Raw genomic sequence first — 25,187 nt, 5'->3', positions numbered from 1 at the left:
CGTGACGTGCGGTGGCTCTGTGAGCCGGGGATGAAGGCCGTCGCACGGGTGCGGGCGGCCCTCGGGGTCAGCGCGGTTCGAGGCGCAGGGTGGAGGCGCGGGCGGCATCGGTCAGGACGTGCTCGACGATGCTGGTGTAGCGCCCGTACTTCCTCCGGTAGGCGGCGTCCACGCCGGCGTACTCGCCGGGGCCGGCCGCGTGGAAGGTGACGCGATCTTTTCCAGGTCCGTGCCGTTCCAGTCCGTCATGGTGGTTCCTTTCGCGTCAGCGGCGCCGCTGGTCGGCCCGTAGCTCGAAGTCGCCGTAGCTGTTGTCGGCGGGGTTGACGGTCACCCCGGGAGCCACGATTTCGTCGATGCGGTCGAGTACGTCGGCAGAGAGCGTGACGTCGGCAGCGGGCAGGAACGCTTCGAGCTGTTCCATGGTGCGCGGCCCGATGATCGCCGAAGTGACGCCGGGGTGGTTGATCACGAAGGCGACGGCCAGCTCGATCAGGGAGAGGCCGGTCTGCTCGGCCAGGAGCGCGAGCTGCTCGACGGCATCGAGCTTGCGGCGGTTGGCCGGGCTGCTCATGTCGAATCGGGCCTGCGGGCGCGCGGCGGAGGCCGGCCCGGAGGAGGCATCCTTCCGGTAGCGGCCCGAGAGCCAGCCGCCGGCCAGCGGGCTGTAGGTCAGCGTGCCCATGCCGTGGCGGCGCACGGTGGGCAGGACGTCTTCCTCGATGCCGCGGACCAGGATCGAGTACGGCGGCTGCTCGGTCACGAACCGCTCCAGGCGGCGGTCCCGGGAGACCCACTGAGCTTCGACGATCTGGGAGCCGGAGTACGACGAGGAACCGATGTAACGGATCTTGCCCTGGTGCACGAGGTCGGAGAGGGCGCCGAGGGTTTCGGCGACGTCGGTGCCCGGGCTGGGGCGGTGGACCTGGTAGAGGTCGATGTAGTCGGTGCCCAGGCGGCTGAGGGAGTTCTCGACCTCGCGGATGATCCAGCGCCGCGAGCCGCCCCGCTGGTTCGGGTCGTCCTGGCTCATCGGCATGAAGAACTTGGTCGCGAGGAACACGTCTTCGCGTCGGTTCTTGAGCGCCTTACCGACGATGTCCTCCGAGACCCCGCCGGAATACACGTCCGCGGTGTCGATGAAGTTGATGCCGGCGTCGAGGGCGCGATGGATGATCCGTATCGAGTCGGCCTCGTCTTCGTTGCCCCAGGGGCCGAACATCATCGCGCCCAGGCAGAGCGGGCTGACCTGCACGCCGGTGCGGCCGAGCGGTCGGTAGTACATGAAGGAGTTCTCCTTGTCGCGCGGTCAGTCGTTCCGCGAGGGGACGACCGTGCCGGTGCTCGCCCAGCTGGCGAGCAGGCTGAGGGCCTCCCGCTCCGGCGAGTCCGGTTCGGGGGTGTAGAAGTTGAGGCGGAGGCCGGGGTCGGCCGGCAGGTCCATCGCCTCGTAGGGCAGCGCGAGATCGCCGACCAGCGGGTGGCGCAGGTTCTTGACGCCGGAGCGGTGGATCTTCACATCGTGACGCGCCCACCGGCGGGCAAAATCGTCGCTCTTGGTCGTGAGCTCCCCGATCAGGTCGGTCAGCGCCTTGTCATGCGGCGCTCGGCCGGTCTCGGTGCGCAGAAAGGCGACCGAGTCGTCGGCACCCTTGTCCCAGTCGACCCAGAAGTCCTGGCCGGCCGGGTCCAGGAACAGGAAGCGGGCGGTGTTGACCGGCCCGCGCTGGGCGAACAGCGGGGAGTCGAAGACCGGCGCGTACAGTGCCCGGCCCAGCGCGTTGGCGGCCAGGATGTCGAACCGTGCGTTGCGTACATACGCCGGCACGTCGGTCATCGAGTCGAGCAGCCGCAGGATCGTGGGCCGCACGCGGGAAGCGGTCACCGTGGGACGCCGGCCCGAGGGTGTTGACGCACGGGCCAGGTCGTAGAGGTAGGTGCGCTCGGCCTCGTTCAGCTGAAGTGCGTGAGCGAGGCCGTCGAGCACCGAGTCCGAGGCGCCGCTGAGGTTCCCGCGCTCGAGCCGGACGTAGTAGTCCACGCTCATTCCCGCGAGCAGGGCGACCTCCTCGCGGCGCAGGCCCGCGACGCGGCGGTTTCCGCCGTAGACCGGCAGCCCGGCCTGGAGCGGGGTGATCCGCGCCCGCCGGGTGCTCAGGAAGTCGCGGACCTCCGCGGCCAGGCTCTTCTTGTCGATGTCAGCCATGATCAGATCTCGAAGACTTCCTTGGCGGCCCCGATGAGTCGCCGGGCTGCTGTCGGGCGGGAATCCGGGGGCACGGGTGCCTCCTCTTGATCGGCGTGATTCTTGTGCCGGCTCCTTCACCGTAAATGCGTCGGGGAGGGCCTGCGAGGTACTGCCATTACCTGGAAGAGCAGTGACTCCCACCTGCGCGCCGTCGCGCGGTTTTCTGGAAAAGGCCCAGAAATCGCAGTCCGAATCCGGGCCTGAAAGCCGCAATCAACCTGAGGGAACACTGTGCGCGCAGCACTCATGTACGCAGCAGGCGACGTCCGCGTCGGGGACGTCGCCGACCCGGCTCTGAAGGAGCCCACCGACGCGCTGGTCCGCATCACCACCGCCTGCATCTGCGGCAGCGACCTGCACCCCTACCACTCCATGTCGGCCTCCGACGGCCCGGTCCGCATGGGCCACGAGTTCATCGGCGTCGTCGAGGAAATCGGTGGCGACGTCACCTCGGTGAAGAAGGGCGACCTGGTCGTCGCCCCGTTCGCGTACTCGGACGGCTCCTGTGAGTTCTGCCGGGCCGGGCTCCAGACCTCCTGCGTGCACGGCGGCTTCTGGGCGAGGAACGGCATCGACGGCGGCCAGGGGGAGGCGGCCCGCGTGCCGCTGGCCGACGGCACCCTGGTCAAGCTCCCGGTCGCCGCCGACGACGCGCTCATCCCCTCCCTGCTCACTCTCTCCGATGTCCTGGGCACCGGCCACCATGCCGCCGTCCGCGGTGGGGTGCGGCAGGGCAGCACCGTCACCGTGATCGGGGACGGCGCCGTCGGCCTGCTCGCCGTGCTCGCCGCCAAGCGGCTCGGGGCCGAGCAGATCGTCCTCATGGGCCGGCACACCGCCCGAACCGACCTCGGTCGCGCGTTCGGAGCGACCGACGTGGTCGCCGAGCGCGGCACCGAGGGCATCGAGAAGGTTCGCGACCTCACCGGCGGCGGCAGCCTCATCGTCATCGAAGCGGTCGGGCACCGCCCCGCCTACGAGCAGGCCTACGGAGTGGTCCGCCCCGGCGGCACCATCAGCCGCGTGGGCGCACCCCAGTACGAGGAGGCCCCGATCGGCTTCGGCACCCTCTTCGGCCCCAACATCACCCTGACCGGAGGCCCCGCCCCGGCCCGCGCCTACATCGACGAGCTCCTCCCCGACATCCTGGAGGGCCGTATCGAGCCCGGCCGGGTCTTCGACCGCACCGTCGACCTCGACGGCACGCCCGAGGGCTACCGGGCCATGGACGCGCGCGCGGCCCTGAAGGTGCTGGTACGGCCGTGACCAGGCAATCTGAGATCAACAAGGTGGCCGTTCCGGCGCGTCCCAGCGACGCGTCGTCCACCATCGGGGCGATCACCAGAGCCGGCGCGGGGCATACGACGATGAGGCTGGTGACGCGATGACCATTACCGCACAGCTCATCGGCGCCGGCCAGGGGCTCGCGCTGGCGCCGCGGACCTCCAGCGGTGTCGACGGCGTCGCCCCCGCGGACGCGGGGGCCGGCTCGGGCCTGGTCAACACCGTCCATCAGATCGGCAGCGCGCTGAGCCTGAGCATCCTGACCGCCGTAGCCGCCGCCGTCTCCGCCGGCCACGCGGCCGCCGATATCGCGGCCCGCTCGGGTGCGGCCCTGACCGGCTCCGCCGTCCTGCTGGCGCTGGCCGTCGTGGCGGTCGTCACGCTCATCCTGCCCTCACGGGCAGCCCACATCGAAAGGTCTCTGTGATGCAGATCCTCACCCTCAACAACGGCGTCGAGATGCCCGCCCTCGGACTCGGTGTCTTCCAGACCCCGCCCGAGGAGACCCGGGCCGCGGTCACCGCCGCGCTCGAACTCGGCTACCGGCACATCGACACCGCCGCGGCCTACCGCAACGAGCGCGAGGTCGGCCAGGCCATCCGAGACTCCGGGGTCCCCCGCGACGAGATCTTCATCGAGACCAAGATCTGGATCAGCGACTACGGGTACGAGGAGACCCTGCACGGCTTCGACAAGAGCGCCGCGAAGCTCGGGGTCGACCAGATCGACCTGCTGATCCTTCACCAGGCGCTGCCGTCGGACTTCGACCGGACTCTCGCGGCCTACCGCGCCCTGGAAAAGCTCCTGGCCGACGGCAAGGTCCGCGCCATCGGCGTCAGCAACTTCATGGTCGACCACCTGACCGCACTGCTCGCCGCGGCCTCCGTCGTCCCCGCGGTCAACCAGCTGGAGGTCCACCCCTACTTCCAGCAGCGCGCCGTCCTCGACTTCGACGACCAGCACAGCATCCTCAACCAGGCCTGGTCACCTATCGGAGGCATCACCTTCTACCCCGGCTACGGCGAGAACCGCAGGAGCGTCCTCCAGGACCCGGCTGTCACCGCCATCGCCGACGCCCACGGCAAGAGCCCGGCCCAGGTGCTGCTGCGCTGGGGGCTCCAGCGGGGACGCTCGGTCATCCCGAAGTCGACCAAACGTGAGCGGATCGCCGAGAACATCGACGTCTTCGACTTCGAGCTCACCGCCGACGAACTCGCCACCATCGACGCCCTGGAGACCGGCCGGCGCGGCGGCCCCGAGCCCGAAGCCGTGACCCTCGCCGCCTACGGCCGCGCCATCCCCGAAGCCTGAGTCGCCGCCGTGACGTCGGCCCGCACGGCGTCACGCTCGACAAAATCAGTGGAACCGCACTCCCGTGTGCCGTTACCGTGCTGTCGCCCGCAGTCACCCTGTCAAGGACATGCCGTTGTACACCAAGTGAGACTCCCCAAGCGCTGATCCGTCGCGCGTCGCACCTGTGCGCCGTGCTCCTTCTCGCTGCGATCTTCTCACTGGAACGGTGTAACTCTGTGTCCAAGAACTGGGCGTTCATGCCCATCTGCCTGCCGATAGCCGAACTGCTCCAGGACCCGGTCGTACGGCGCCGCGACATGGGCGGCCCGGGTCGAACCGACCGGCCGGCCTGGCAGTCGCCGTACGGTCCGCCGCCGCACCGGACACACCGCGGCCGGTGGGCGCCTGTGCCGGGGCTGGCCGGGTCTCGGTCCGCTGTGCGGCGTGGATACCTGTGCGGCCGGTGCGCCTGATCGCGTCCGCCGGACAGGTCACTAGTGACCTGAGTCGGTGTCCGCGCCGGGCGGGCGGCGGCGCCAGTGCTGGGTGGCCTGCTCGAAGGCGTGGCCGATCTGGAGGACGGCGAAGTCAGCCCGGTGCGGTCCCACGATCTGGAGGCCGACCGGCAGCCCCTCGGGGGTGAATCCGGCCGGTACGGACAGCGCCGGGCTGCCGGTCGAGGTGACCAGGTAGGCCGAGCGCATCCAGTCCAGGTAGTCCGTCATGGGCACACCGGCCACCTCGGTCGGGTATTCGGCCGTCACATCGAACGGCGCCACCTGGCTGACCGGCAGCAGCAGTACGTCGTACCGCTCGAAGAACGCGCGCACCCGGTGGAAGAGCGTGGTGTGCGCCACCTCGGCCCGGCCGAGGGCGGGACCGGTCAGCCGCCGCCCCTCCTCCGTGTTCTCCCGGATGGTGCGCTTCAGCGCGTCGGGGTGGTCCTCGGGGCAGCCGTCCATCAGGGAGCCGAAGGAGATCTCGAACAGCCAGGCGCGCAGCGTACGGAACACCTCCTCGCCCTCGGTGAGGTCCGGGCACGCCTCCTCCACCGCACACCCGAGGTCCTCGAAGACCTTCGCCGCCGACTCGACGGCGCGGGCCACGGAGGGCTCCACCGGGACCAGCCCGCCCAGGTCGGGCGACCAGGCCACCCGCAGCCCGCGCAGATCGCGGTCGAGCGGGCGGGCGAAGCGGGAACCGGGTTCTTCCAGGGCGATGGGCGAGCGCGGGTCGGGCCCCGCCATGGCGGACAGCAGCAGCGCGGCGTCGCTCACCGTACGGGCCATGGGGCCCTTGACCGGGAGCGTGCTCCAGGCCGCCGAGGCGGGCCAGGTGGGGACGCGGCCCGGCGACGGGCGCAGGCCGACGACATTGCAGAACGAGGCCGGGTTGCGCAGCGAGCCGCCGGTGTCGCTGCCGTCCGCGAGCGGGACCATGCCGGAGGCCAGCGCGGCGGCCGCGCCGCCGCTGCTGCCGCCCGCGCTGCGGCCCAGGTCGTACGGGTTGTGGGTGGCGCCGAAGATGGGGTTGAAGGTGTGCGAACCGGCCGCGAACTCGGGCACGTTGGTCTTGCCCAGGGTGATCGCCCCGGCGGCCTTGATCCGCTCGATGATCAGGTCGTCCTGCTCGGGCACGCCGTCGGCGAGCCGCGATCCGTGGCTGGTGCGGATGCCCGCGGTGTTGTGGGTGTCCTTGTGGGCGATCGGCAGCCCGTGCAGGGGCCCCAGCGCGGCCGGGTCCGCCCCGGCCGCCAGCCGCTCGTCGGCTTCCTGGGCGGCTTCGAGCGCGCGGTCCGCGACGAGGGTGACGATCGCGTTGACCGCGGGGTTGACCCGCTCGATCCGGTCGAGGTGGGCCAGCAGCAGCTCGCGCGCGGACAGTTCGCGGCGGCGCAGCAGGCCGGCGAGGTCCAGCGCGGGCAGGAAGCAGAGGTCGTCGTCGTTCGGCACCCGGGGGTCACTCTCCCTCTCGTTGAACGCGGCCCACGCGGCCCACGCGGCTACGCGGCCTACGCGCGGTACGTGGCGTCGTACGTCACCGGCTTCCCCGTTTACAGCACCCCGCCCGCCTCGTCGTGGAAGACCTCCGGCCAGTAGCGCCAGTCGTCGGCCTCGCCCGTCGGGCGGCAGGCCACCGGGTCCACCGAGGCCAGCACGGCCGCCATGGTGTCGGCCAGTGGCTGGTACATGTCGTCGGTCAGGTCGTGTTCCTCGTCGATCGCGGCCTCGCGGCGCAGCAGCCATGTCGTGAAGGCCAGCGTGGAGATGTCCGCGTTCAGCGGTCGCAGGGCGGCGTCGGGGATGAACCACGCGTGGATCGCGCCGGTGTCCGCGTCGATGACGACGTCCGTGTCCTCGACGAGGTATCCCAGGCGCAGCAGCCGGTCGGGGGCGACGGCCATGTCCTCCGGGAAGCCGTAGAACTCCTCTCCCCGCTCGCCGTCCTCGCGGCACTGGGCGAGCGTGGGCAGCCGCGGCACCTCGGTGTCCGGGTGGAACATGAGGCCGTCCTTCGGCAGCCCGGTCCTGGCCAGGAAGCGCCGCGTCGGCTCGTGGACGAGGGTGGCGGGCAGCTCGGCCGCGTCGAAGCGCACGATCTCCTCCGGCCCGAACTCCTCCTCCAGCAGCCCCTCGGGCAGGTCGAGCAGCAGGCCGCCGCCCGGCCCCGCGATCAGCGCGAGCGGACGGACGAGCGCGACGATGCGCCAGAGCGCGGGGAGGGCGTGCTCCCACTCCTCCGGGCCGCCCGCGCTGCCCCAGCCGCCGCCGTCCCAGTCCGCCTCTTCGAGGACCGACAGGTACAGCGCGGAGGCGTCCGCCACCGCCCGCGCGCCGAAGCGCCCGGCGAAGGGGGCGAACCGGCCCCGGAGCCCGGCCAGTTCGGCCGCCGCGTCGAGGAAGCGGGTGAGGGCCTCCACCGACGGCGCCAGGGGCAGGACCTCGAGCAGGCCGGGGTCCTTCTCGAAGAGCAGCATGCTGAAGACCCGCCCGGTGGCCCCGTCCAGCAGGACGTGCTCGGCCTCCTCGCCCTCGATGAGGAGGTGGCCGATGGCCAGCAGGCCGCCGATGTGCTCGTCGAGCTCGGCCGGGTCGGCGGAGCCGGCGAGCAGCCGCGGGACGGGCACCGGCCGCCCCTCGGCGAGCGGCCGGAACCGCATCAGGTCGCTGTCGCCCGGCAGGCCCGTCTCGCTCAGCCACCGCCGCGTCGCCTCGTGGGTGATCGCCGGATGCGACTCGCTCTCCGGGACCCTGATAACCGCCGCTGCCATGCAACCCCCGTGCCGCCCCGGCGCGGTGCCGCCCCGGGTCTCCCGTCCTTGCTCGAAACGTTCTTGCTCGAACGTTCTTGCTCGAAAACCCTACTGCGCGCCACCGACACTCCGGCGGTCGGCGTTCACACAGGGTTCTTTCCGGATTCCGCCGTCCCCCGTGGCGCGGTCCCGCCGGGGCGGGCGAGACTGCCCCGGTCCCCTGCTCCACCCGGACGCCGAGGAGAGTGGCCGTTCATGTCTTCCCTGGACCGTAGACAGTTCATGCAGTTGGCTGGCGGCAGTGCCGCCGCGATGTCCCTGCTGTCCGACAGCATCGCGCGGGCCGCGGAGATCCCCGCGAACCGCCGCACCGGCACCCTGCGGGACGTGGAACACGTCGTGGTCCTGATGCAGGAGAACCGCTCCTTCGACCACTACTTCGGCACCCTGCGCGGGGTACGGGGGTTCGGCGACCCGCACCCGGTGTCCCTGCCCAACGGCAAGCCGGTGTGGTACCAGCCGGACGGCGCGAAGGACGTGCTGCCCTTCCGGCCCGACGCGAAAGACCTCGGCCTCCAGTTCCTCCAGGGCCTCAACCACGACTGGAACGGCGGCCAGTCCGCCTTCCACCAGGGTGCCTACGACAACTGGATCCCGGCCAAGACCGCCACCACCATGGCGTACCTCACCCGCGAGGACATCCCGTTCCACTACGCGCTGGCCGACGCCTTCACCGTCTGCGACGCGTACCACTGCTCGTTCATAGGCAACACGGATCCCAACCGCTACTACATGTGGACCGGCTACACGGGCAACGACGGCGTCGGCGGCGGTCCGGTCCTCGACAACGCGGAGGCCGGCTACTCCTGGACGACGTACCCCGAGCGCCTGGAGAAGGCCGGGATCTCCTGGAAGATCTACCAGGACATCGGCGACGGCCTCGACGCCGCGGGCGGCTGGGGCTGGATCGAGGACGCCTACCGGGGCAACTACGGCGACAACTCGCTGCTGTACTTCCATCAGTACCGCGGCGCCGCGCCCGGCGATCCGCTCTACGACAAGGCCCGCACCGGCACCGACGCCAAGAACGGCGACGGGTACTTCGACATCCTGCGGGCCGACGTCAAGGCCGGCCGGCTCCCGCAGGTCTCCTGGATCGCGGCGCCCGAGGCGTTCAGCGAGCACCCCAACTGGCCGCCGAACTACGGCGCCTGGTACATCGCCCAGGTCCTGGACGCGCTGACCTCGAACCCTGAGGTGTGGAGCAAGACCGCGCTGCTCATCACCTACGACGAGAACGACGGCTTCTTCGACCACCTGGTGCCCCCGTACCCGCCGTCCTCCCCGCAGAAGGGCGCGTCGACCGTGGAGACCACCGGGGAGCTGTTCCCGGGCTCCTCGTCGAAGGTCGTGGGCCCCTACGGCTTGGGGCAGCGGGTGCCGATGCTCGTGGTGTCGCCGTGGAGCACCGGCGGCTGGGTCTGCTCCCAGACCCTCGACCACACCTCGATCATCCGGTTCATCGAGCGGCGCTTCGGGGTGGCCGAGCCGAACATCTCGCCGTGGCGGCGGGCGGTGTGCGGCGACCTGACCGCGGCGTTCGACTTCGCGCGGACCGACCCCGGCCTCCCGGCCTTCCCGGACACCAGCGGCTATCTGCCCCCGGACCGCGAGCGCCACCCCGACTACAAGCCCAAGCCCCCGGCTCACGGCTCGCTCCCCGCGCAGGAGCCCGGCACCCGCCACGCCAGGCCGCTGCCGTACGACCTGGCCGCCGACGCCACGGCCGTCGGCGACGCCCTGCGGATCGGCTTCGCCAACCCGGGCCGGGCGGGCGCACACTTCCACGTCACCTCCGCCACCGACGGCGACGGCCCCTGGGGCTACACGGTCGAGGCGGGCAAGCGGCTGTCCGGCAGCTGGTCCACCGCGGAACGGGAGCAGGGGGCCTACGACTTCACGGTCCACGGCCCCGGCGGCTTCCTGCGGCGCTTCACGGGCCACACCGCCGCCGGCCGCCGGGGGCCCGAGGTCAGTGCGCGCCACGACCGGAAGACCGGGCAGGTGCGGCTGACCCTCACCAACGGGGGCGACACGACCGTGACGCTGACGGTGACCGACGCGTACGGCAAGGCCGCGCCGGCCGCTTACCGGCTGCGGCCCGGCGCGCACGCCGTCCACACGGCTGACCTGCGCCGCAGCCACCAGTGGTACGACCTGTCGGTCGCCTCCGACCACGACCGCGGCTTCCTGCGCCGGCTGGCCGGCCACGTGGAGACGGGGCGGGCGGGGATCAGCGACCCCGCGATCGCGGCCGGCTGACGCCTGGCGGTCATCACGCCGCCCGCGCCTCAGGCGCGGGCGGCGTCCATCAGCACCCTGGCGGCCTCGCGGGCCTCGCGGGCCGGTTCGGGGGAGCCCGATATGGCGGCCGTGGTGATCGCGCCCTCGGCCAGCAGGGCGAGGTGGGCGGCCAGCGGGGCGGGCAGCCCGGCGGCCGCGACGAGGCCCGCCACGTACTGCCGGAAGGCCTCCTTGTGGGCGCGGGCGGCCGCGGCGACCTCCGGTGTGGTGGCGCCCAGCTCGCCGTAGGAGTTGATGAACGCGCAGCCCCGGTAGTCGGGCTCGCCGAACCACTCGTACAGCCAGTCGAAGACCGCGGACAACCGCGCCAACCGCTTCTCGGGCGGCCCGGGGACCGCCTCGACATACCGCGCGAGCCCGTCGAGCAGGCGGGCGTCGCGGCGCCGCAGATACGCCTCGACCAGGGCGGACTTCGAGGGGTAGAGCTGGTAGAGCCGCTTGAGGGAGACGCCGGAGGCGGTCCGTACCGCGTCCATGCCGACCGCCTGTACGCCGCGGCCGTAGTAGAGCTCCTCGGCCGCGTCGAGGACCCGCTCCTTCGTCGCTTCGAGATCCACCGTCATCCGCCCCTACCGCAAGAGAACCATCGTTCTCCCCACGGTACCTCAGGAGTCGGGCGGCAGGTGCGCACGGACCGGCGGCGGGGGCTCGGGCCCGTCGTACGGCTCGACCTCCACCCGGGCCAGCTGGCCGGTACACCCCTGGGCCAGCCGCGAGGTGCCGATGTCGCGGGTCAGCGCGTTGGGGTTGCCGTGCACGCAGGTGGCCACCTCGGGGGCGGACGGGTCGAACCACGCGCCGGTGGCCAGCTGCGCCACGCCGGGGCGCAGCGCGTCGCTGATCACCACCCCGGCCAGCAGGCTGCCCACGGCGCTGCGCACCCGCGCCACATCGCCCTCCCGGAGCCCGCGCGCCGCGGCGTCGTCGGGGTGGAGACGCAGCGGTTCGCGCCCGGCGACCTTGGAGCCGGCGCTCAGCGCGCCGTGGTCGAGCTGGCTGTGCAGCCGGGTCGCCGGGTTGTTGGCGATCAGGTGCAGCGGATGGGCGTCGTCGTCCTCCGGCTCGGGCGGCAGCCAGGTGGGGTGGCCGGGGCAGTCGTCGTAGCCGTAGGCGGCGATGGTGGTGGAGTGCAGCTCGATCCGGCCGCTGGGGGTGGGCAGCGGGCGGGCGTCCGGGTCGGCGCGGAAGTCGGCGTACAGCGTGTGGCGTTCGCGCCGGCCGCGCAGCGCGATGCGGCCGGCCCGCCAGAAGGCGGCGAAGTCCTCCTCGGGCGCGTAGCGCGGGTCGAGCTCGGCGCGCCAGCTCTCATAGAGGTGTTCGAGCCAGGCGCGCTCGTCGCGGCCCTCGGTGAAGGCGGCGCCGACGCCCAGCTCATGGGCCAGATCGCCGAGGATCCGGTAGTCGTCGCGGGACTCCCCCACCGGTTCGGCGATCCTGTGCATGGCGATGAGCGCCGCGTCCTCCCTGGCGCCGCCGAGGTCGTCCCGCTCCAGGGTGGTGGTGGCGGGCAGGACGATGTCGGCGTGGCGGGCGGTGGCCGTCCAGTGCGGCTCATGGACCACGACCGTGTCCGGGCGGGTGAAGGCGCGGCGCAGCCGGGCCAGGTCCTGGTGGTGGTGGAACGGGTTGCCGCCGGCCCAGTGGACGAGGCGGATGTCCGGGTGGACCAGCCGCTGCCCGTCGTAGTCGCAGATGGAGCCGGGGTGGAGCAGCAGATCGGCGATTCTGGCGACCGGGATGAAGTCGGCGACCGGGTTGTCGCCCTGGGGCAGGGTCGGCAGCTTGTACGGCAGGCTGCCGGCGCCGATCCCGGCGGTCGCCCCGTATCCATGGCCGAAGCCGCCGCCGGGCAGGCCGATCTGGCCCAGCAGACAGGCCAGGGCGATGCCCGCCCACAGCGGCTGCTCGCCCCGGTGGGCGCGCTGGAGCGACCAGCTGAGCGAGATCATGGTGCGGTGGCGGGGCAGCTCACGGGCGAGGTCGGCGATGCGGGCGGCCGGGAGGCCGCAGATCTCCTCGGCCCAGCGCGGCGTCTTGGCGGGCGACCCGTCCAGGCCCAGGACATGGCGGCGGAAGGTGTCGAATCCCGCGCAGTAGCGGCGGCAGAACGCCTCGTCGTACCGTCCCTCGTCGATCAGCACATGGGCGAGCGCCAGCATCAGCGCGGCGTCGGTGCCCGGCACCGGGGCCAGCCAGTCGGCGTCCAGCTCCGCCGCCAGGTCGTCGCGCAGCGGGCTGACCAGGACGAAGCGCGCGCCGCGGGCGCGGGCCGCGCGCAGCGCCGCCGCGGTGGAGCGGCGGCTGATGCCCCCCGCGTTGACCTGGGAGTTCTTGGCGGGCATCCCGCCGAAGCAGAGGAACAGGCCGGTGTGCTCGGCGAGCACCGGGAAGGTGGTGGGGGCGGAGATCGGGGCGTCGTCGCCGACGACATGGCGCAGCAGCGTACGGGAGGCGCCCAGGCTGTAGGTGTTGACGGACCGGGTGTAGCCGCCCAGGCAGTTCAGGAACCGGTGGATCTGGCTCTGCGCATGATGGAAGCGGCCCGCGCTGCCCCAGCCGTACGAGCCGCCGAAGATCGCCGAGTTGCCGTGCCCGGCGCGGACCCGCTCGAACTCCCCGGCCAGCAGGGGAATCACGGTGTCCCAGGAGACCGGCACAAAGGTGTCGGCCCCGCGGGCCGGGTCGGGCCCGGGGCCGCGCTCCAGCCAGCCACGGCGGATGTGCGGGCGCAGCACCCGGGCGCGGGGGTCGAGGGCTGCGGGGAGGTTGCGCAGCAGTGGCGAGGGCTCGGGGTCGCCGGGGTCCGGGGTGACCTCCAGGCCGCCGCCGGGGCGGGCGGCGGCGGTGAAGGCGCCCCAGTGGGAGCTGTGCGGGCGGGGCACGCCGGGCGCGGCGTGGGCGCTGTGCCCACCGTGGCCGTTGTGTGGCGGGCGCTTCGTCACGCTCCCCTCACCCTGCCTCTCCGTCGACCGTCCCGAGGCTCAGCATCAGGCGGTTGGCCCAGCCGAAGAACGACGCGCAGTGTACGAGGTCGACCAGGGCCGGCTCGGAGAGCCCCAGCTCGCGCAGCGCCTGGACATCGGCGTCGGCGGCCGTGGCCGGGACCGGGGCAAGTCCGGCGGCCAGGCGGACGATCAGCTTCCAGCGGCGGCCCAGGACGGCCGTGCTGCCGTACTTCAGAAGGCGGTCCACGGGCTCCGGGTCGCCGTGCAGCTGGGCGGCGCGCCGGGCGTGCACCGAGACGCAGTACACACAGCCGCTGTGCAGCGACACGGCGGTGGCCGCCAACTCCCGCTCGGCGCGCGGCAGTCCGCCCTCGGCGGTGAAGGCGGCCAGGTCGATCGCGGTGCGGACGGCCAAGATGCCGAGGTCGTGGCCCAGGGTGCGGAAGTACGGCGTGTCGGGCCGCTTGCCCGCCAGCGCGGTGCGGTGCGCCTCGGTCAGCTCCTCGCGGGCCAGCGGGCGGATGGCGGGGCGCCAGGTCAGCACGTCGGTCGTGAACCGCGGCCCGCCGTCCACCGTCGTGGACGGCGCGCCGGGGTCGGTGCCGGTGCCCGACTCGCCGGTGGCGAGCAGCTGGAGCCCGGCGGCCAGCTGCATCTGGTGGTGGGCGAAGGCGGCGGCCTGGGAGACGGTGACGATCTGCGGGTCCGTGAACCCGGCGGCCCGCAGGGCGTCCAGGCGCGCCTCGGCGGGGGCGCGGGTGAGCTGCCGGGCGTGTGCGACGGCGGCGGCGGTCCGTGGTGATGCGTGCCCCTCCAGCGGGGCGCGGGCGACGATCCGCTCCGCCACACCCGGGTCCTGCGTCGCCTCGGTGAGCAGCGCCCGGTAGTGGGACACGGCCGGGGCGCGGCGGTGTTCGACGGCCACCGCGAGCGCCGCGGCGGCGCGTTCGGCGGCCGACACGCCGGTGCCGGGACCCTGCGGATGGAACAGCTCGTCGTACGCGCGCTGCTCCAGGCCCACCAGTTCGGGGCGCAGCGCGCGCAGCCGGGTCACCTCCGGCGCGGCGCCGGCGAACCGGTCCAGGACGTCGTGGCCACGCGTGACCGGAATGGACATGGCTGTGCCTCTCATGACGCGCGGTGGGCCGGGGCGGGCATCGCGTCCAGCAGCGCGCGGGTGTGGTCGCTGCCCGGGCGCTCCATGATCTGGTCCCGCTCCCCGACCTCGACGATCCGGCCCCGGTGCAGCACCGCGATGCGTGAGCACATGTGCCGTACGACGGTCAGGTCGTGGGACACGAACAGCATCGCCAGGCCCCGGCTGCGGCGCAGCTCGGTGAGCAGGTTGAGCACCTGCGCCTGGACTGAGACGTCCAGCGCGGAGACCGGCTCGTCGGCGACCAGCAGCCGGGGCTCCAGCGCCAGCGCACGGGCGATGCCGACGCGCTGGCGCATGCCGCCGGAGAGTTCGTCGGGGTAGGCGTCGGCCAGCGCGGGATCGAGACCGACCTCGCTGAGCAGGGACGCGACGCGCTCGCGGCGCCCGGCGCGCGAGAGGTCGGTGTGCAGGGCGAGGGGGGCGCCGATGGTGTGGCCGATGCGGCGGTCGGGGTTGAGCGAGCCGTACGGGTCCTGGAAGACCATCTGGACGGCGGGGGCCCGGCCGCGGCGGCGGGCGGGGCGGGTGATGTCCTCGCCGTCGAAGACGACGCTGCCGTCGTCGGGGCGGCGCAGGCCCAGGAGTACGCGGGAGATGGTGCTCTTGCCGGAGCCGGACTCGCCCACGAGGCCGAAGGACTCGCCGGGGGCGATGTCGAAGCTGACGCCGTCCACGGCGCGGTGGGGGGTGCGGCCGAGGCCGCCGGGGAAGGTGACGGTGAGGTCGCGCACGCGGAGGAGGGGGGTGGGGGTGTTCTCCCCGCCCCGCCCCTCCCCACTCCCCGGGGCTCCGCCCCGAGACCCCCCGTCGCTCTCGGCCGCGCCCTCCGCCCCGCCGGAGCGGGCCTCCCCCGCCCGGCCGCCAGAGGCGGCGGGCGCGGCGGGCGACGCCGTGATCGCGCCAGCCGTCACGGGCGCCGCAGACGGCGCGCCGTCTGCGGAGGACGAAGCGTCAGCCGCCGGGGGCTCGGCCGCAGCGGCCACAGCACGCCCCGGCCGGGCGCCGGCCACATCGCCCGGACCCCCTGCGGCGACGGCCACGACGTCTGTCACCGGCGCCGAGGACGGCGCACCGTCAGCGGACGCCGAGGGCTCGGCGTCACCCGCCGGGGTCGTCTCACCCCCCGCCGACATCGGCGCGGCGTCGGCCGCGGAGCCCTCCGAGGAGGCGCCGGCCGCATCGCCCGGACCTCCGACGGCGACGGCTGCCACCCGTGCCGGGGCGACGGCGCCGTCGGCGGAGGACGAAGGATCAGCCACCGGCCCCGGCGCGGCATCCACCGCAGAACCCAGCGACGAGGCGCCAGCCACAGCAGCCAGACCCTCGATGGCCGCCGTACCGGGTGCCACCGGCGCCGAAGGCAGCACGCCGTCAACGGAGGACGAAGCGGCAGCCACCGGACCCACCGCGGCATCCACCGCAGCGTCCCCCGACGAGGCGCCAGCCACATCGGCCGGACCTTCAATGGCGGCCACGCCGGGTGCCACGGGAGCCGCTGACGGCGCGACGTCAGCGGCGGACGAAGCGTCGGCCGCCGAGAGTTCGGCCGCAGCGGCCGACACCTCGGTGTCCGCCGCCGGGGACGGCGCACCACCCGCCGGAGCCGGCGCCGGGCCGTCGGCCGGGGGCGCTACCTGCCGTGCCTGCGGGATGCGGAGGGCGGGGTCGGCCAGGGACTCTTCGTCTACCGGGCCGATCAGGGACGCCACCGTTTCGGGGACGGTGGGCAGGCGGCTGCCGGGGGGGTCGTCCATGCGGGGGACGGAGGCGACGAGGGCGCGGGCGTACGGGTGGTGGGCGGCGGTCAGGATCCGGTCGGTGGGGCCCTGTTCGACGACGCGGCCCCGGTACATGACCACGACGCGCGAGCACATCTGGCCCACCACCCCGAAGTCGTGGGTGACCAGCACCACCGCCATGCCCATCTCCCGCTGGAGCTCGGTGAGCAGCCGCAGGACCTGGGCCTGGACGGTGGCGTCAAGGGCGGTGGTGGGTTCGTCGGCGATGACCAGGTCCGGCTCGTTGACCAGCGCGGCGGCGATCATGACGCGCTGCCGCATGCCGCCGGAGAACTGGTGCGGATAGTCCTTCGCGCGCCGCTCGGCGCGGTCGATGCCGACGCGTTCGAGCAGTTCCACCGCGCGGGTGCGGGCGGCGGCCCGGGAGGCGTCGTGGTGCAGCCGGTAGGCCTCGGCGATCTGGGTGCCCACCGGACGGTACGGGTTGAGCGCGTCGAGCGCGTCCTGGAAGATCATCGAGACCCGGCGGCCGCGGATCCGGCGCAGCTCCCGTTCGCCGGCGCCGACCAGTTCCCGTCCGTCGAGCCGGATGCTGCCGGTGATCCGCGCGCCCGGCCCGTGCAGGCCCAGGACGGCGAGTCCGGTGGCGCTCTTGCCGGAGCCGGACTCCCCCACCAGGCCGATGGTCTCGCCGGGGTGCACCTCCCAGGACACGTCGCGCACGGCCTGGACTCCGGCGCCCGGGAAGGCGACGCTCAGGCCGGAGACCTCCAGCAGCGGGTTCACCAGTGCCGTCCTCTCTGTGGGTTGGGCTCAGACCTGGATCAGGTCGCGTCGGGTGTGGGTGAGGAACTCATGGCCGTCCTCGGTGATCACCAGGCTGTCCGAGTGCTGGAGCCCGCCGAAGCTGGGGATGCGCAGGTTCGGTTCGAAGGTGAGGGCCATGCCGGGGGCGAGGACCAGGTCGTCGTGCGGGCCCAGGCTCGGCTGCTCGTGGGGGCCGAGGCCCAGGCCGTGGCCGATGCGGCCGGGGAGGTAGTCGCCGTAACCGTGGCGCACATAGCTCTCGCGGGCCGCCTCGTACACCTCGGCGCAGCTCAGGCCGGGCCGCAGATACGGCTGGACCTCCTCGCGGATGGCCAGCAGCGCCTCGAAGGCGCGCTGCCGCTCGGCGGGGAGCCGGCCGACGGCGACGCTGCGCTCGTTCTCGGCGTGCATGCCGTCGATGGCCGTCCAGATGACGGTCCACTGGATCTCGCCGTCGACCGGGCGGCGGGCGGTGGGCGGGGCGGAGTTCATCGGGACCCGGTCGCCGATCAGGGAGTAGGACCACAAGGCGTTGAAGACGCCGCCCTCGAGGTTGCCGAAGTCCATGGCGAGCCGGTCGGGGTAGAGGCTGCTCCAGACCTCCTGCATGGTGCGCATGGCCGCCGAGGCGACCTCGACCTCGCTGCGGCGCGCGGCGACCGCCTCCAGCGCCGCGTCCATGCCCGCGTCGGCGATCTCGCTCGCGACGCGCAGCGACTCCAGTTCGGCGGCGTCCTTGACGTAGCGGGCGCGCATCAGGGCCCGGCCGGTGTCGGTGAAGGTGGCGGCGGGGAGCGTCTCGGCGAGCCTGCGCTGGTAGTTGTACGGCAGGAACTCGCCCTCGATGCCGATCCTGGCCTCGGTGAGCCCGCGCTCGGCCATCACCTCGGCGAGCACCTGCCACCAGTGGTCGGGGCCGATCTCCTTGGCCCAGCGCCCGTAGGGGCGGATGTCGGTGATGGCGGACACCTTGCGGGAGCTGTGGGCGCGCAGGGCGTGCAGCACGAAGACCGGTTCGCCCTCGGCGGGCAGCACGACGAGCACCGGGTGGGAGTAGATCATCGGCGTATAGCCGGAGAGGTAGAAGGTGTTCTGCGGCTTGACGACGACCATGGCGTCGACGCCCTCGGCGCGCAGATTGGCCTGGACGCGGGCCCAGCGGGCGCGGACGGTGTGGGTGTCGGGGGTCATGCGGTGGTGCTCCTCTTTTCCAAAGCCGGGTTCGCCGTCGCGGTGTTCTTCACGGTCCTGACCGGGCGGCGCCCCGGTCCGCGCCCGGCGAGCCGCTCGCCGAGCAGATTGGCGCCGATCACCAGCGCCACCAGGCCCAGGCCCGGCAGCACGGCGACCCACCAGGCGCCCAGCAGCTGGCCCTGGCCCTCGGCCACCATCAGCCCCCAGTCGGCTGCGGGCGCCTGGGCGCCGAGGCCCAGGTAGGTGAGGCCGGCCTCCATGAGCACGGCCCGGGACAGATCGAGGGTGGCGGTCACCGCGACCAGCCCGCGCACGCCGGGCAGCAGGTCGTACAGCAGCACCCGCCAGGTGGGCATGGACTGGGTGAGGGAGGCCTCGACGTACGGCATGGTGCGCAGGCTGAGCACGCGCGAGCGGACCAGCCGGAAGTAGGCGGGCCAGCCGGTGAGCGCGATCACCAGCACCAGCACGGCGGTGCTCTGCCCGCCGAAGGTCAGCACCAGCAGGGCCAGCAGGATCGAGGGCAGGGCGAGTTGGATGTCGGCGAGGCGGGAGAGGACCTGGTCGGCCCAGCCGCGGGCGAAGCCGGACACCAGCCCGAGGAGGGTGCCGAAGACGCCGCCGCACACCACGGCGACCACGCCGACCAGCAGCGGGGTGCGGGCGCCGTACAGCAGCCGGCTGAGCAGGTCGCGGCCGAGCTGGTCGGTGCCCAGCGGATAGCCGTGTTCGCCGGGCGCGGCGTTGGTGTGCGCCAGGTCCTGGGCGAGGGGGTCGTGCGGGGCGAGCAGCGGCGCGCACACGGCGAGCAGGACGACGAGTCCGAGCAGCGCGGCGCCGACCGCCCCGGCGCCGCCGAGACGCAGGCGTCGGGCGCGGCGGCCGCGGGCCGCGGGCGGGGTCTGCGGTGGCGGCGGCTTCATCGATTGCCCCTTCCCTGGTGGCGGACCCTGGGGTCGAGCACGCCGTAGAGCAGGTCCACGATCAGGTTGACCAGGACGAAGGCGAGGATCAGGAACGTCAGGTCGGCGAGGACCAGCGGGTAGTCCTGGTTCTGGAGCGCGGTGACGGCGAGCTGGCCGACGCCGGGCCAGGAGAACACGCTCTCCACGATCACGGTGCCGCCCAGCAGCGCGCCCGCCTCCAGGCCGAGGACGGTGACGGTGGGCAGCAGCGAGCCGTACGCGGCGTGGCGCACCACCCGGGCGCGGCTCATGCCGAGCGCGGTGCCGGTGCGGGAGTACGGGCGGGCGAGTTCGCCGCGCAGGTTGTTGCGGAACACCCGGGCGAGCGGCGGAAGGACGCCGCACGCGAGGGTGGCGGCGGGCAGCACGATGCTCGCGGCGGTGGTGGCGCCGGAGGTGGGCAGCCAGTGCAGCCGCACCCCGAAGATCCACACCAGCAGGACGCCGACGTAGAAGCCGGGCACCGACTGGGCGAGGAACACCAGCCACATGGGCCACTCGCGGCGCGCCCCGCCGTCTTCCCGCGACCCCGTCCAGACGCCGACGGCCAGGGCCAGGAGCGCGGCAGCGGCGAGCGCGACGCCGGCCAGCAGCGTGGTGGCGCCGAGCCGTTGGAGGACCACCTCCATGGCGGGCTGCTGGAAGGTCAGCGAGTCGGGGAAGTGGCCGCGCAGCGCGTCGCCGAAGAAGGAGAGGTACTGCTCGGCGAGCGGCCGGTCGTAGCCGAGGGCGTGGCTGAGCTGCGCCACCTTCTCGGGCGGGGCGCCGATCGGGGCCATCATGACGGCCGGGTCGCCGGAGGAGTGCAGCACCAGGAAGACGGCGGACAGCGCGCCCCAGACGGCCAGCAGCGTCAGGGACAGGCGGCGGGTGAGGAAGCGGATCATCCCGCGGCCCCCTTCCAGGACATGTCGGCGGGGCGCACCCAGTCGTCGGGCCGGGCGCGCCAGTCGAGGCGCTCGGCGGTGGCGGACACGCCGGGCTGCGGGAACAGGAAGAGCACCGGGGCCTGGTCGCGGGCGCGCCGGGCGGCCCGCGCGTAGAGGGCGTCGCGCGCCGCGCGCCCCTCGGTGCGGCGGGCCTCGGCGACGGCGGCGGTGAACTCCCGGTCGTCCCAGTAGGCATACGGGCTGTCGGAGACGAACAGGCCGTAGAGGCCGCCGGCCGCGAGGGTGGGCCAGGCCTGGGTGATGTACTGCATGTCGGGCATCGCCTTGTCCTGCAGATACTTCTGCATGTAGACGGTGAACGGCACGCTGTCGATCTTCACGCTCACCCCGGTCTCGCTCAGCTGCTGCGCCACCGCCTGGACGACCAGCTCGCCCGCCACGTACTGGCCGCTGGGCACGCGGAGGGTCACCTTCAGCGGGTTGCCCCTGCCGTAGCCGGCCTCGCGCAGCAGCGCCCTGGCCCGGTCCGGGTCGTGGGGGTAGCCGTTCAGGCCCTGGGTGTAGCCGGAGTAGTAGTCGGTCAGCAGCTGGCCGGGGCTGGGCCTGACGGTGTTCTTGAGCAGGCTCGCGGTGATCGCCGCCTTGTCCACCGCGTAGTTGACGGCCCGCCGCACCCGCACGTCCCGCATCGGGCCCTTGAGAGTGTTGAGCTTGATGAACGCCATCCGGGTGGTGTCCAGGCGCTGGGTGCGCAGCGCCCGGTCGGCGCGCAGCCGGTCCAGGTCCTGGGGGTCGAGCCCGGCGACGGCGTCGAGTTCGCCGGAGAGCAGGCCGGAGACGCGGGCGGGCTCGGACGGGGTGATCCGGAAGGTGACACGCCGGATGGCGGGCTTGCGGCCCCAGTAGTCGTCGCGGGCGCGCAGCTCGACGGTGCCACCGGGGCTGTAGTCGGTGATCTCGTACGGGCCGGAGCCCATGGCCTGGGTGGCGGGCTGGTGGCGGGCCGCCCAGCGGGGGCTGAGCAGGTAGAGGAACGAGAGCGCGCCGAGCAGGTCGGCGTCCGGGGTGGCGGTGATGAGGTCGACGGTGTGCCGGTCGACCTTGCGCGCCGCCTTCAGGCTGGGGAAGTTGGAGGTCATCCGCAGCGCGTTGGCGGCGTCGAGCAGCCGCTCGACGTTCCAGACCACCGCGTCGGCGTCCAGCGGGCTGCCGTCGGCGAAGGTGGCCTTCCGGTGGAGCGTGAAACGCCAGCGGGTGGGTTCGGCGCGCCGCCAGGAGGTGGCGGCGTCCGGGCCGATGGTGAGGTCGGGGCGGCGGGTGACCAGCGAGGAGTACACGCTGGAGAGCACGGACAGATCGGTGCCCACCGAGGTGGTGTTCATCGGGTCGAGGGTGGTGACGGCCGCCGACAGACCGATGGTGACGCGCGAGGCGCCGGCCCGGCCGCGCGGGGTGTCGCCGGGCAGACAGCCGGCCAGGGCGGGGGTGAGTGCGAGTCCGGCGCCGAGGCCGAGCGCGCCGCGCCGGGTGAGGCGCCACGGGTGCGGTGCGGACAGGTTCGGGGTGGGCGGGTGCGGTACGGCGGCGTTCATATCGCGGCCTCCTGGTGTGCGAAGACCGTGCGGTCGGCGGCGCAGGGGTTGCCGAGGGTCACATAGAAGGCGCGGTCGGGCAGCACCGCGATCGACGCGTAGGTGGTCTCGGACCCGGCCCCGTCGATCTGGTGGCGGCACAGCGAGTCCTGCGGATAGCCGTCGTGGTCGGCGAGCAGCTCGGCCAGGGCGCCGGGGGTCAGCCCGCGGGCGGCGTGCAGGGCCCGGCCCGCGGTGTCGGCGCGGTGGTACGAGGACGAGTTCTCGTCCGGGCCGGGCGCGAGCGGGGCGGTGGCCGGACACTCGTAGTGGTTGGTGAGCACATGGTGGTCCGCGTCGTCGCGCACCGTCACCCCGGTGGCGGTGGCCTCCAGCGCGAGCCGGCGCCGCGGGTCGGCGAGCGCGATGTTGAGTCCGCTGAGCCTGGGCTGGGCGCGGAGCAGGCCGGCGAACTCCTCGGCGGTGCGGGCCCGGCGCAGCAGGTCGTGGGAGTTGATGAGGATCCATCCGGTGGCCGAGGCCCGCCAGTCGACGTTCGTGCGCTCGCTCCACACGCCGGAGGTGGACATCGCGAGCCCCGAGTCGTTGACGCCGCTGCCCGGCCACAGCACGCTGCCGGCCACGGTGACCTCGACCAGCCGCCGCCCGTCGGGGTAGCGGCGGCGCAGCACGACGTGTTCCACGAAGTGGCCGGCCATGTCCCGGGTCTTGGCGAGCAGGGTGTGGCCGGCCGCGGCGCGGTCCCCGGCGGCCACCAGCTGGCTGCACTCCTGGGGGACCCAGCGCAGCACCATGTGGGCGGGGAGGTTGAGGGCGAGGATGTCGTCGAGCGGGGCGTCGGCGCCCTCGGCGATGCCGAGCAGCTCGGCCCACTGCTCGGGGTCGGTGTGGCGTACGAAGTCGGCGTTGGCCTCCAGGCACTGGCGGTAGCGGGCGACGGACGCCTCGTCGGCGCACAGCTCGGCGATGTCGCGGCGTACGGCGGCGATGTTGGCTGCGATCGCGTCCCGGGCGGCGCGCCCGTGCTGCCGGCCCTGTTCGGCGGCGTCGCCCGCCAGGTCGAGATAGGCGGGGTCGGCCGCGGCGGTGGCCGACCCCGGGGCCAGGCCCCACTCCTGCCAGCGGCCGGGGTGGGCGGCGGGGACGGCTGCGGCTGCGCGGGTCACGGCTGGCTCTCCTCACTGCGGGGGTGTCGGGGGTGTCCGGCGGGGGCGGCCGATGCGCGGCCTCGGCGTGCGGTGCCACTCACACCGACGTCCGCGGGAGCGGGCGGGGGCGGGGGCGGGGTGAGGCCGCGCAGCAGCTCCCGTGCGACGCGGTCGGTCTCGTGGAAGAAGTCGGCGTCGGTGCCGGGGCGGGCGCCGATGGCGGTGGTCCAGCGGACCCCCTCCAGCGGCACTCCGACGGCGAACAGCGCGTGGTGCACGGTGCCGTCGGGGCGCCGTATCCGGCCGTCGCGGGCCCGGACGTCGAGCGCGCCGGTGGGCAGCGGCGCGGCGCCGGGCGCGGCCGCGGGCAGCCGGTGGGCCCGGCCGAGGCCGTCCGCGATCAGGCGGCGGACGAGTCCGGGTCCGTCGGCGCCGACGTCGGTGCCCGGCAGCCAGGCGTCGATCACGGCGTCGGGCCGTACGGTGAGGTCCTCGACGACCGCGGAGGCCGAGCGGGTGCCCGGGCGGACCGGGCCGAGCAGGGCGACCACGCCCGCCGCGAGCAGCGCGCGCAGCTGGCGGACGCGCAGCGCGGGCGGGCCGCCGGAGACGAAGTTGGCGAAGCCGTTGAACCAGCCGAGCACATCGCGCCGGTAGGACTCGCCGCTGAGGTTTCCGGCGGTGATCAGGGTGCGCAGGGCGGGGCGCGCCTGGCGTACGGCGACGGCGAGGGCGGCCCTGGGCGGCAGCCGGGGATCGGTGGCGGCGGCCAGGTCGGCGTCCAGGTGCCCGGCCCACCAGGCGTTCAGCTCCGCGGGGTCGGCGAAGTGGCGGTCGCGCAGCGGTTCGGCGATCGCGTCCAGGTCCAGGCGCAGCGGCTCGGGCACGGCGGCGCGCAGAACGTGGCCGCGGTCCGGGCCTGGCGGCAGGGCGGTCAGGTCGCGGCGCAGCGCGTCGGGGTCGGGCAGGGCGTCTGCGTGCAGCGTCAGCACCCGGTCGTACCAGGCGAGTTCGAGGTCGGCGGTCAGCCAGGGCACGACGTCGGCGTGGAAGTCGAGGCGCTCGCGGGCGGCGAGGGCGGCGACCCGCTCGGGGGTGAGGAAGGCGCTGGGGACCCGGACGCCGGGGGTGTCCACGCGGGCGTGGAAGGGGACACCGCGCCGGGTGGTGATCCAGATGTGCGGTTCGCGGCCGCTGGGGGTGTAGCCGTGTTCGTCGAAGCGTCCGCCGCGGCCCAGGGTCAGCAGGGCCAGAACGTCAAAAGCGTTGAGGCCGCCGCCGCGCAGCAGCACCTCGGCGCCGGGGGCGATGGTGTCGAGGGCGTAGTCGGCGGGGTGGCCGCCGGGCAGCTGGAGCACCTCGGGCGACGGGCCCTCGGGGGCAGGGTACGGCGCCTCGAGGTGGCCGGTGGCCAGGACGGCGGCGCGCGCGGTGATCCGGGTGCCGTCGTCGAGCGCGATGTCGTAACCGCCGCCGGAGGAGCCCGCGGATTTCGGCGGGCCCGGCACGGGGGTCACGCTCCGCGCCGCGGCGGTGCGCACCTCGATCCGCACCCGGTCCCCGCCGAGGGCGCGTATCCGCTCCAGGGCGTCCATGAGATAGCTGCCGTAGACCCGGCGGGGCGCGTAGTCGCGGTCATCCGCATGCGCGGCGAATTCCGCGGCGGCGGAATCCAGATGACCCCGCGCGGCGATGTCACGGAGCCATTCGGAGAACGTCGGCCCGGTGGCGACGGGCGCGTCGAGACGCACCGATCCATCGGGGAAGACGGTGTTGTCGGCGACCATGGTGTTCATCAGGAGTTGCGGCGGCTGGCCGCGCCACCACACCCGTCCGGCGCCGGGCGGATACGGGTCGACCAGCGTCACCCGCAGCGCGGGGCCGGTCACCGGGGCCCGCGCCACCAGCCGTTCCAGCACCGAGACACCGCGCGGGCCGGCCCCGAGCACCACGGCGTCGGCCGTGGCGCGGGCGGGCCCCGGCTGCGGTGCGGCGGAATCGTTCATAAAGATGTCACATTTCAGGGGCTGTTGATGAAAGGCGGCAGGCCAGGGAATTTTGCGGTCGGCACACCGCCACGTCAAACGCCCGCTTGGGCAATCTCAAATACTGACTTGGGGCCCGCCGGGAAAACCCTGGGAGAACGCGCGCTAATCTGATGCATCAGATTTCCCGGCCGCCGGGAATGACGCGACGGCCCAGGCTTTCGACGTTGTGTCGGCCGCCGCGCGGACGCACCTGGTGCATCAGGTAGGCGGCTGTGTGGTCCGTCACACCGGCCCGCCCGAGCCCGGAGGAGACGGAAG

Annotated in this window: 19 protein-coding genes; 4 read left to right on the top strand and 15 right to left on the bottom strand. The window is 73.5% G+C overall.

Annotated features, from left to right (window positions below; genetic code table 11):
• Positions 1-67: 67 nt before the first annotated feature.
• Genes ACH4S9_RS18950 through ACH4S9_RS18940 form a run of 3 tightly spaced genes read right to left on the bottom strand, consistent with a single transcriptional unit; the run spans position 68 to position 2,206 of the window.
• On the bottom strand, positions 68-241 hold the full coding sequence (locus ACH4S9_RS18950) for a DUF2255 family protein (protein ID WP_361189854.1): 174 nt from the start codon (positions 239-241) through the stop codon (positions 68-70).
• Between the two features lie 24 nt (positions 242-265).
• Positions 266-1,285 (bottom strand): aldo/keto reductase, encoded by a 1,020-nt coding sequence (locus tag ACH4S9_RS18945; protein WP_358847990.1) that lies wholly within the window; start codon positions 1,283-1,285, stop codon positions 266-268.
• A gap of 24 nt (positions 1,286-1,309) precedes the next feature.
• Positions 1,310-2,206, bottom strand: coding sequence for a helix-turn-helix transcriptional regulator (locus ACH4S9_RS18940; protein ID WP_311729538.1), 897 nt, complete (start codon positions 2,204-2,206; stop codon positions 1,310-1,312).
• Positions 2,207-2,479: 273 nt separating this feature from the next.
• Here ACH4S9_RS18940 and ACH4S9_RS18935 point away from each other — a divergent pair, with 273 nt between their 5' ends.
• The 3 genes from ACH4S9_RS18935 to ACH4S9_RS18925 all read left to right on the top strand — a co-directional run bounded on the left by ACH4S9_RS18935 (position 2,480) and on the right by ACH4S9_RS18925 (position 4,843).
• Positions 2,480-3,514 (top strand): alcohol dehydrogenase catalytic domain-containing protein, encoded by a 1,035-nt coding sequence (locus tag ACH4S9_RS18935; RefSeq protein WP_385346259.1) that lies wholly within the window; start codon positions 2,480-2,482, stop codon positions 3,512-3,514.
• 118 nt (positions 3,515-3,632) lie between these two features.
• Positions 3,633-3,959 carry a hypothetical protein gene (locus ACH4S9_RS18930; protein WP_398373128.1) on the top strand — a complete coding sequence of 109 codons (327 nt, stop codon included), beginning with the start codon at positions 3,633-3,635 and terminating at the stop codon, positions 3,957-3,959.
• Positions 3,959-4,843, top strand: coding sequence for an aldo/keto reductase (locus ACH4S9_RS18925; protein ID WP_398373126.1), 885 nt, complete (start codon positions 3,959-3,961; stop codon positions 4,841-4,843). The genes ACH4S9_RS18930 and ACH4S9_RS18925 overlap by 1 nt, the downstream gene beginning before the upstream one ends.
• 476 nt (positions 4,844-5,319) lie before the next feature.
• Here the strand turns inward: ACH4S9_RS18925 and ACH4S9_RS18920 are convergent, their stop codons facing one another.
• Positions 5,320-6,777 carry an amidase gene (locus ACH4S9_RS18920; protein ID WP_398373124.1) on the bottom strand — a complete coding sequence of 486 codons (1,458 nt, stop codon included), beginning with the start codon at positions 6,775-6,777 and terminating at the stop codon, positions 5,320-5,322.
• 101 nt (positions 6,778-6,878) lie between these two features.
• A complete protein-coding gene (locus ACH4S9_RS18915; protein ID WP_398373122.1) occupies positions 6,879-8,096 on the bottom strand; it encodes an SUKH-4 family immunity protein in 1,218 nt (405 codons plus the stop codon).
• A gap of 237 nt (positions 8,097-8,333) precedes the next feature.
• On the opposite strand from ACH4S9_RS18915, the gene ACH4S9_RS18910 reads away from it, so the two are divergent.
• Positions 8,334-10,400, top strand: coding sequence for a phosphocholine-specific phospholipase C (locus tag ACH4S9_RS18910; protein WP_398373120.1), 2,067 nt, complete (start codon positions 8,334-8,336; stop codon positions 10,398-10,400).
• 29 nt (positions 10,401-10,429) lie between these two features.
• On the opposite strand, the gene ACH4S9_RS18905 is transcribed toward ACH4S9_RS18910, so the two are convergent.
• Genes ACH4S9_RS18905 through ACH4S9_RS18860 form a run of 10 tightly spaced genes read right to left on the bottom strand, consistent with a single transcriptional unit; the run spans position 10,430 to position 24,887 of the window.
• Positions 10,430-11,005 carry a TetR/AcrR family transcriptional regulator gene (locus ACH4S9_RS18905; RefSeq protein WP_385346247.1) on the bottom strand — a complete coding sequence of 192 codons (576 nt, stop codon included), beginning with the start codon at positions 11,003-11,005 and terminating at the stop codon, positions 10,430-10,432.
• A gap of 42 nt (positions 11,006-11,047) precedes the next feature.
• A complete protein-coding gene (locus ACH4S9_RS18900) occupies positions 11,048-13,384 on the bottom strand; it encodes a molybdopterin-dependent oxidoreductase (protein ID WP_398373117.1) in 2,337 nt (778 codons plus the stop codon).
• A 7-nt stretch (positions 13,385-13,391) separates the two neighbouring features.
• Entirely contained in the window at positions 13,392-14,504 is a 1,113-nt protein-coding gene (locus ACH4S9_RS18895) for a peroxidase-related enzyme (protein WP_398373115.1), read from the bottom strand.
• Between the two features lie 11 nt (positions 14,505-14,515).
• Positions 14,516-17,071: a dipeptide ABC transporter ATP-binding protein gene (locus ACH4S9_RS18890; protein ID WP_398373113.1), complete on the bottom strand. Its 2,556-nt coding sequence runs from the start codon at positions 17,069-17,071 to the stop codon at positions 14,516-14,518.
• Positions 17,072-17,098: 27 nt separating this feature from the next.
• Entirely contained in the window at positions 17,099-18,283 is a 1,185-nt protein-coding gene (locus tag ACH4S9_RS18885) for a Xaa-Pro peptidase family protein (RefSeq protein ID WP_311729549.1), read from the bottom strand.
• Positions 18,280-19,209, bottom strand: a complete 930-nt coding sequence (locus ACH4S9_RS18880) for an ABC transporter permease (RefSeq protein WP_398373110.1) — start codon at positions 19,207-19,209, stop codon at positions 18,280-18,282. The genes ACH4S9_RS18885 and ACH4S9_RS18880 overlap by 4 nt, the downstream gene beginning before the upstream one ends.
• Positions 19,206-20,138 (bottom strand): ABC transporter permease, encoded by a 933-nt coding sequence (locus ACH4S9_RS18875; RefSeq protein WP_311729551.1) that lies wholly within the window; start codon positions 20,136-20,138, stop codon positions 19,206-19,208. The genes ACH4S9_RS18880 and ACH4S9_RS18875 overlap by 4 nt, the downstream gene beginning before the upstream one ends.
• Positions 20,135-21,733 (bottom strand): ABC transporter substrate-binding protein, encoded by a 1,599-nt coding sequence (locus tag ACH4S9_RS18870; RefSeq protein WP_398373107.1) that lies wholly within the window; start codon positions 21,731-21,733, stop codon positions 20,135-20,137. Before ACH4S9_RS18870 ends, ACH4S9_RS18875 begins: the two co-directional genes overlap by 4 nt.
• A complete protein-coding gene (locus ACH4S9_RS18865) occupies positions 21,730-22,899 on the bottom strand; it encodes a C45 family autoproteolytic acyltransferase/hydolase (protein ID WP_398373105.1) in 1,170 nt (389 codons plus the stop codon). Before ACH4S9_RS18865 ends, ACH4S9_RS18870 begins: the two co-directional genes overlap by 4 nt.
• Positions 22,896-24,887, bottom strand: a complete 1,992-nt coding sequence (locus ACH4S9_RS18860) for an FAD/NAD(P)-binding protein (RefSeq protein WP_398373103.1) — start codon at positions 24,885-24,887, stop codon at positions 22,896-22,898. Before ACH4S9_RS18860 ends, ACH4S9_RS18865 begins: the two co-directional genes overlap by 4 nt.
• Positions 24,888-25,187: the final 300 nt, after the last annotated feature.

The organism is Streptomyces sp. NPDC021225, assembly GCF_044332865.1.
Lineage (GTDB): Bacteria > Actinomycetota > Actinomycetes > Streptomycetales > Streptomycetaceae > Streptomyces.
Note: the sequence above shows the minus strand (reverse complement) of the source record. Positions and strands in the feature narration are given on the sequence as shown.